General features: G+C 71.6%; 8 protein-coding genes and 1 pseudogene. 4 read left to right on the top strand and 5 right to left on the bottom strand.

Going from position 1 to position 7,772, the window contains the following annotated elements; translation table 11 throughout:
• Positions 1-616: hypothetical protein (locus VF468_24760; protein HEX5881500.1), on the bottom strand; the 616-nt coding region annotated here is incomplete at its 3' end.
• A 471-nt stretch (positions 617-1,087) separates the two neighbouring features.
• Here VF468_24760 and VF468_24755 point away from each other — a divergent pair.
• A pseudogene (locus VF468_24755) lies at positions 1,088-1,267 on the top strand (MFS transporter).
• Between the two features lie 10 nt (positions 1,268-1,277).
• Entirely contained in the window at positions 1,278-2,111 is an 834-nt protein-coding gene (locus VF468_24750; protein HEX5881499.1) for a PhnD/SsuA/transferrin family substrate-binding protein, read from the top strand.
• 302 nt (positions 2,112-2,413) lie between these two features.
• On the opposite strand, the gene VF468_24745 is transcribed toward VF468_24750, so the two are convergent.
• The 3 genes from VF468_24745 to VF468_24735 form a co-directional block, all read right to left on the bottom strand.
• The gene (locus VF468_24745) at positions 2,414-3,013 is read right to left on the bottom strand and encodes a hypothetical protein (GenBank protein HEX5881498.1); all 600 of its coding nucleotides are present in this window, start codon (positions 3,011-3,013) and stop codon (positions 2,414-2,416) included.
• Between the two features lie 282 nt (positions 3,014-3,295).
• Positions 3,296-4,033: an endonuclease/exonuclease/phosphatase family protein gene (locus VF468_24740; protein HEX5881497.1), complete on the bottom strand. Its 738-nt coding sequence runs from the start codon at positions 4,031-4,033 to the stop codon at positions 3,296-3,298.
• Positions 4,034-4,173: 140 nt separating this feature from the next.
• Complete coding sequence (locus tag VF468_24735; GenBank protein ID HEX5881496.1) at positions 4,174-4,485, bottom strand: antibiotic biosynthesis monooxygenase; 312 nt, start codon at positions 4,483-4,485, stop codon at positions 4,174-4,176.
• 812 nt (positions 4,486-5,297) lie between these two features.
• Here VF468_24735 and VF468_24730 point away from each other — a divergent pair.
• Positions 5,298-5,903, top strand: coding sequence for a hypothetical protein (locus VF468_24730; GenBank protein ID HEX5881495.1), 606 nt, complete (start codon positions 5,298-5,300; stop codon positions 5,901-5,903).
• Complete coding sequence (locus VF468_24725; protein HEX5881494.1) at positions 5,903-7,228, top strand: alpha/beta hydrolase; 1,326 nt, start codon at positions 5,903-5,905, stop codon at positions 7,226-7,228. Before VF468_24730 ends, VF468_24725 begins: the two co-directional genes overlap by 1 nt.
• Positions 7,229-7,298: 70 nt before the next feature.
• Here the strand turns inward: VF468_24725 and VF468_24720 are convergent.
• The coding region (locus VF468_24720) for a 2-polyprenyl-6-methoxyphenol hydroxylase-like oxidoreductase (protein ID HEX5881493.1) at positions 7,299-7,772 on the bottom strand (474 nt) is incomplete at its 5' end.

Below are 7,772 nucleotides of genomic sequence, written 5' to 3'. Positions count from 1 at the left end.
GTGCGGCCGGCAGGCTGACCACCTGCAACCACAGGCCGATGGAGGTGACCACGGTTGCCACCGTCCCCACCGCGCCGGGCCGCCCGAACGGGTTGGCGATCGGGATGGGCGTCTCGCTCAGCGGTCCGGGGACCCACCAGGCGGCCACCAGCAGCATGACCGGGCCGGCCACCGCGGTGGCCACCACCAGCCACCAGCGGCGTGAGCGCAGCCGCCCGTCGGGCAGCAGCAGGAACGGCAGGGTGACCCCAAGGGTAATCGCCGGCGCCCAGATGAACTCTTGGGCTACGGCGGTGAGTTGGGCGGCCAGGGGCAGGGGTTGGTGGTCGCGGACCAGCTGGTCGACCCAGCCATCCAAGGGAATCGTCAGGGACCAGGTCAGCCCCGACGCCGCGTACAACCAGCCGATCGGGTTGGCCGGGCGCCGCAGCGTCAGCACCAGCCCGATCGTCGCGTACCCGAGCGGGAACGCCAGCGTGAAGGCGGCACCCTCGGCCAGCAATCCAGCCGTTAGCGGCCGGATCACGACCAGGGCGACCCCGAGCCCGACGGCGCAGCAGCCGAAGGTGGCCAGCCACAACGACCAGGCCAGCACGGTCCTGCCCCGGTGCTGCATGGTCAGGTCGCTCCCTCGGCGCGGTCGGGCTCGTGGGGTGATGCTGGCAGGGCAGCGGTACGGGACCGTTACGGCCCAGACCGCCGCCGCATCACCAGCCGCGGGCCGGTAGGTGATTCTCGCTCAGACGTCGTCAACCCAACCCCCAAGGTCCTGGAAGCGAGGTTCCGGAATGCCCTGTAAGGTACGCGGCGCCATTTGATCGCCCAGCTGGTGATCCCTCGAGCGATCATCCTGCGCCTCCGATGCCGATCGCGATCGACACGTTGGAGACACCGCCGAGTCCTTCTCCGTTTCGCCCCGTAGGTATGCCGCCGGCCTCCCGGCTGGGTCGCGTGCTGAAATCGGCGACCCATCGATCGATCGGCCCAGCTGGCTTTAGGATGCGGCGCATGACGCCAGTTTGCCGGTGGCTGGCTGCGGTGTGGCCGTTTGTTCGCGGCCAGTTGCCTCCTGGGCCGGCCTCGGTGTTGGAGATCGGCCGCCGCCGGGGCCGACCGGCTCCGGCGCGAACCCTTCGCCGTTGGCGTCCTGCTGGCTGGTCTAGTCGCAGACCTCGTCGGCCTGGTGGCGGCGGCATGGGTCATCGCCGCCCTCACCGCCGCCTCCGGCCTAGTCATTGCCGTGCGCACATACGAAATCCACGGCCGATTGTGCAGTCATGACCGCCGACGGAAGCGGTGCGCCGCTACGGTTCGCGACCTTCTTGGCCCCCAACATGCTGCCCCTCTACCGGTTCCTGGCCGAGCGGATCGCCCGCCGGCTCGGCCGGCCGGTCGAGCTTGTGGTCGGCGTCTCCTTCGACCAGTTCGAACGGGGCGAGGTCGACCTGGGAGTGATCTGCGGTTTGCCGTATGTGTGGTTGGCTGCCCGCCAGCCGCGTCCGGTGGAGCCGCTGGCGGCGCCGGTCCTGGTCGGCGACCGCTACGCCGGCCGCCCGGTCTACTACTCCGATGTGATCGTCCGGCGTGACAGCCCGATCACCTGTCTGGAGGAGCTGCGGGGCTGCTCGTGGGCCTACAACGAGCCGGCGTCCCACTCCGGCCACACCGCCACGCTGTATGCGCTGGTTCGCATGGGGGCCCGGCCCGGCTTCTTCGCCCGGGTGGTCGAGGCCGGCTTCCACCAGCAGGCCATCCGGCTGGTCCATGGCGGCGCCGTGGACGCCGCTGCGATCGACTCCCAGGTCCTGGCCGTTGAGCTTCGCGATCACCCGGACCTCGCCGGCCTGCGTGTCGTCGGTGCCTTCGGGCCCTCGACCATCCAGCCGGTGGTGGCTGCCAGCCGCCTCCCCCGCGTGCTCAAGGACCAGGTCCGGGATCTGCTGGTCGAGCTCGTCGAGGACCCGGGCGCCAGGACGGCGCTGGCCCATGGCCTTGTCGACCGCTTTGCACCGGTCGACGACGGTGCCTTCGACGACATCCGGGCGATGCTGGCCACGATCGAGGCCGCTGGCTGGACCAGCCTCGCCCAGACCGCTGTGTACCCGACATAAACGCGCCAGCAGGCTGACACCCGAACTACAAGGTCTATGGACCTGCCGTGGGCAGTCCGGTCATTCTCCTGATCATTCCCCTGCCATAAGACGGCAGGTCAGGAACGCACTCAACAGACGACCCCCCTGACGTGAGCAGCCAGAACGGGTCTGGGCGGCACCTGCTGGACGAAGGCTTTTCGACTCGTAATCGGAAGCTCCTCGGTTCGAACCGACCTCGGGCTTTACAGACCGGCAGCTCAAAGCACGTATCACGCCTTCCAGAGGCTTGCCTTGCTTACCTAGATCATCATCAGATTTCGTCAGGCACGGCCGTCCACCCGGCGCAGGATCACGGTGCCGCGCTCCCTGTCGATCCTGCCCTCCTGGATGGCGGCGGTCAGCTCACGCATCAGGCGACCGCTCCGCCGCCATCCCTGCACACGCCACACCCGACGCGGGGCATCGGCCAGCCCTTGGCGCTGCAACTCCACATACCAAGGCCGGTGGAACTGGTTGAGCCCCACCGCCACGGCCACGGCCGCGATGAGCCAGAGCACCGGCCGCGCGTGGTCGGCCAGCCACGGGAGCAGCCAGGGCAGCACGTACTCGACCGTGAGCGCAGCCAGGACGCTGACGGCAAGGACCCCAACCACGGCGGCCCCGACGGCGTTGGACGCCGCGTGCCGATCGTCGTTGAACCGGTGGAACCCGCGCTCGCCGACCTCCAGGTTCGGGACCCGCCACAGGTCGATCCAGGGAGGGACGGGCAGCTCCTCGGCCGGGAGCTCCTCCTCACTATGGAACCGGGCGAGACGAGGCTGGGCCGCCCGCGACCAGGGCCGCCGTCGCTTTGCTCGGCGCCGGCGCAGGTCCCAGACATAGCCGCCCGGTGTCACGACCCGCCGTCCGCGCCGCTTCACGGCCGTCTCCCCTCGCGACGCCGCGACCCGTTGTCACGACCGCCTTCCTCCAGTGTGGAGCAGGGTCCGGGCGGGCGCTGTCACCCTCCGGACGTTCTCAGCGGGCCGGCTCAGCCACGACCTCGTTGGTGAGTCGCCGATGCCCTCGACCCAGACCCGGTCACCGGGCTCGGAAGGGCGGCTAAGTGTCAGTCCCGCTGTCAGTCCACCAGCCAGCACCAGACCAGACTCTGGCGGTCTCACTGGATTTGGCAGCCTACGGATCTGGCGGTCGGGGCCGGGTCAGGAGGCTGCGATGTCGAGCTCGACCACCAGGGCGCGGTGGTCACTGACCGGGGCGGCGACCACCCGGGCGCCACGGGGCCGGATGACCCCGGCCGGATCGTCGCGCAGGATATGGTCCAGCTGCTGAGTCGGGGCAGAATTGGGCCAGGTCCGGCCCCGTCCGGTCTCCGGCCAGCCCCGCCGGGAGGCCACCACCAGCACCGTCGAGGGCATATTCAGGTCACCCATCAGCAGCCGTGGCGCCGCCCGGGCCCCGGTGAGCCCCTGCAGCTCCCGCAGTTGGCGGACGTTGTGGCCCTGCCGGTTGGACAGGTGGGTGGCCGCCACCGTGACCGAGCGCGACCCCACCTGGATGGTGCCCAGCAGCGCGGTGCGTTGCTCACCACCGCCGGCCGGGGGGAACCGCAGGTGCTCCACCCGCTCCAGGGACAGCCGTGACACCAGCAGGTTGCCGTAGGCGGGGCCGCCCGGGTCGGGGCCGGACAGCGGCCGGAAGTCGTCACCGACCAGGGCCGGGGCATAGGACCAGAACCAGTCGGCGCCCAGGGCCTGGGCGATCACCGCTGGCTGGTCGGCACGGCCGCTGCGGGCCAGGGTCCGATCGACCTCCTGGACCGCCAGCAGGTCAACCCCCAGGGCCCGGGCCCCGGCCACGACGGCGTCGAGGTCGACCTGGTTGGTCCGTTCCCGTCGGGCGCCGGCGATGTTCCAGGTCCCAACCCGCAGGCTCGGCATCGCGGCAGCATCCCAGAGCGTTTGCCGCTTGGCCACCGCAGGCTGGCGCGAGGACCCCGCCGTGGGGCGAGCACAGCCGCGGTCGGCGGTAGCCCTGGTGCAGCGCACGCTCCGACGGTGACCGACCCACAGCTTCGCAGTCACGGTCGCAGCAGCGTGTCGTAGTGCGCCGAGCGTTCATCGAAGCGGGCCAGCACCGCCCGCGCCTCGGGCGGGACATAGGCAGCCTCGTAGTCGTCGCCGGCGAAGGCTCGGACCTGCTCCAGGGTGTCGAACAGCAGGATGGTGGCGAACTCCACCTCGTCGTCGAGGCGGCGCCGCAGCAGGTAGGCGCCGTGGTAGCCGTCCAGGTTGCGGGCCGCGATACCGGGCAGGACTTCCTGGCTGACGATTCGCTGGTAGGCGTCGGCGTTCTCGGGTGTGGTCCAGCCCCTCCAGATCCGAGCGATCACGGTGGCTTCTCCTGTCGCAGACGGTGAGGACGAGCGTAACCGCGGGGTCGGACCGTGCGGCACTCGGCCAGGACCAGCCCAGACGCCGCGCGTACCTCGCAGGCCAACCGGGGGTTCCTTACCCGGTGGCGTCCGTCCAGTTTCACCTGGAGACCATCGTGGGAGGCGTCGCTGACCCGGCCGCGGTCGACCAGGCGGTGCGGGGCTGTGAGGCGGTGGTCCACGCCGGCTCGGTGTTCTCCCTGGACAGCCGCGACGCCCGCCGCGTCCGCCAGGTGAACGTGTGCGGGACCGACCTGGTGCTCGGGGCCGCGCACCCCTCGGGTGGCTACCAGGTCGTGGACGTGCGCGAGCTCGGGATTCCTGTTAGCCGGAAGGCGAGATGGCGGCTGGCTGGGATGCCAGGCCATCATCGTCGGGCGATCGTTGAGGCCATGACCCGAAGGAAGGAGCGGGATGAAAGCCGCCGTGCTGTACACCCTGGGGACGCGCCCCGCTACGAGGACTCCCCCCGAGCCCACGCCCAACAAGGACGAGGCGCTGGTACGGGTGAGGGCTGCCTCGCTGAAGAACAGCGACAAGATGATGGCCGACGGCTCCCACTACGACAGCCTCCGCCAGCTGCCCGCCGTGGTCGGCCTCGACGGCGTGGGGGTGCTGGAGGACGGCACCCGAGTGTACTGCGGCGCTCCCAGGCCGCCCTACGGGACGATGGCGGAGACGACCGTGGTGCCCAGGGCGTTGTGCCTGCCGGTACCGGATGCGGTGGACGATCTGACGGCAGCGGCCTTGCCGAACCCTGCAATGTCGTCGTGGCTGGCGCTGGCCTGGCGGGCACGATCCGCCTCGAAGGATCCGACTCCGAGCTGGAGGAGGTGTTCGCCCGCCAGGCCGGGGACGGCGGCTACGACGTGGTCCTCGACTACCTCTGGGGCCGCCCGACGGAGGCGCTGGTTGCCGCCCTCACCGGCCACGACCTGATGGCCGAGCCCGCCAGGACGCGCCTGGTCCAGATCGGCGAGATGGCGGGACCGATCCTTAGGCTCCCGGCCGAGGCCGTGCGCAGTTCGGGCTTGGAAGTCATGGGCAGCGGCGGCGGCAGCATCCCGCCGGCAGCCATCTTCGAGACGTTCCCGCGGCTGTGGGAGCTGGCCGCCAAGGGTGAACTCCGCGTCGACGTCGAGCCGGTGCCCCTCCCTGACGTGCAGGCGGCGTGGCAACGCAGCGACCTGGGGCGGCCGCAGGCTGGTGCTCGTCCCCTGAGCTTGGCCCTGTTGCTCCGGACTCCGCGGTCACCGAGGAGGCCACCGGCCAAGCATGTGCCGGGTGGTATTCCCGCCAGCACCAGGACAGGCCGACCGCCAGGACGCAGTGGGCGGGGCCCGGTGGGCTGCCACGTCAGCCGGGCAGGTCCTTGATGGGGCGCACGGCCGCCAGCAGGGCATGGGCGCTGCTTCGGCTGCCCCTGGTCGTCGTGGCCGCCGCCACCGCAGGGATCTTCGCCCTCGTCGGCGCGGCGGCTGGTTCGGCCCGGCCGGCCGTCTTCCTGGGCGCCGGCTTGGCCGTCTTTGTCGCCGCCAGCGCGGCCGGCATCACCTTGGTCACCCGCAGGCTCCCCGATCAGCGGCATCGGCGGACGCGGCTGATCGCCTGCACCGTCGCCGTGCTGGCCGGCGTAGCTGTGTTCTGGGCCACGGCGCTGCTGCCGGTCGGCGACCCGCGGCTGCCGCCGACACCGGTGGCCGGCCAGCAGTCCTGGACGCTGCCGACCGGTTCGCGGATCGCCTACGTGCACCTGCCCGCCCGCGGCACCCCACGGCCCACCCCGGTGGTGTTCCTGCACGGCGGCCCGGGCATCGCCGACATGGCCGGCGATGCCGCCTACTTCGGCCAGCTCACCCGCGACGGCTTCGACGTCTGGGTTTACGACCAGGTCGGCACCGGCCGCTCCAGCCGGCTGGCCGACCCTCGCGGCTACACCATCGCCCGCAACGTCACCGACCTGGAGGCCATCCGCCAGCGGATCGGCGCCGACCGGCTGATCCTGATTGGTCATTCCTGGGGCGGGCAGGTCGCGGCCGCCTACCTGGCCGCCCACCCCAGCCACGTCGCCAGGGTGGTGTTCGCCTCCCCGGGCGCGCTCGCCCCGGCGGTGGACGACGGCAGCGACGCGGGCGTACGCGAGCGGCTCACCACCGGCCAGCAGCTCGGCCTGTACCGGCTGTTGGCCCGACCGCGGGTGCTGCTGGGCTGGATCCTGCTGCAGGTCAACCCTCGGGCGGCGCACGCCTTCGTGGGTGACGCCGAGATGGACGCCCGCAACGACCGGGTCTACAACCACAGCCGACCAGCGCTGCACTGCCGGGGCGCAGCACCGGGGCCGGCGCTGCATGGGCTGGGCTTCTACGCCTACCAGTTCCCCCAGTCGGCCGCCGCTCGGCCCTGGTCGGACCCTCGCCCCGCGCTGGCTCGCCTGAGGACCCCGGCGCTGATCATCAAGGGGTCCTGCGACTACCTGTCCTGGGCCAGCGCGATGCACTACCGCCAGGCCCTGCCCAACGCCGAGCTGGTCTACCTCCGGCGGGCCGGGCACAACCTCTACCAGGACCAGCCGGCCGCTTTCCTGGCGGTGGTCCGCGCCTTCCTCACCGGCCGGCCGCTCCCGATCGCCCCATCGGGCAGCGGGGTCCCGGCCGGCTACGAGGGTCCAGAAGGACATCCGCCGGTGCCCGGACCCCGGTAGGCCGACCGGCCGCCACGGCGATCGCTCCACGTGGCGCTTGTCGAGCCGACGGGCATCGACCGAGCCTCAACTAGGGGCGGGGACCGCTCACGGCCACGCGTGTGGTGGTGTCGATCGCAGCTTCGGGGCGTCGCCGGAGGTTGCCGAGCAGGACGCGCCGCGCCGTGGGGAGCCGGAACAGCCGGGTGGCCGGGTCCTGGAGGGAAGCGACTCGGAAGAACCGTTCGGCCACCACGGGGTCGCGTTGGGCCGCGGTCAGCACCCAGGTGACGTAGGTGTTGATGACCCGGACCGGCAGCGGCCGTGGTCCCTGGACCTGGGGCAAGGCCAGGTCGGAGCCGACCGTGAGCTGCCAGGCCATGTCGACCGGCTTGGCGGCGGCCCGGAAGAACCGCCGGGCCAGGTCACCGTCGCCACCGGCCAAGGTGTCCTGCAGGGCCGCCGCCTGGAGGGCGGCCACCGACATGCCCAGGGCGTAGGCCGGGTTGGTGCTGCAGATCGCATCGCCGAAGACGAGCAGCCCGGCCGGGAAGCGGCGTAGCCG

Source organism: Actinomycetota bacterium, assembly GCA_036280995.1.
Taxonomy (GTDB): domain Bacteria; phylum Actinomycetota; class CALGFH01; order CALGFH01; family CALGFH01; genus CALGFH01.
This window is presented reverse-complemented; position numbering and strand designations above follow the sequence as displayed.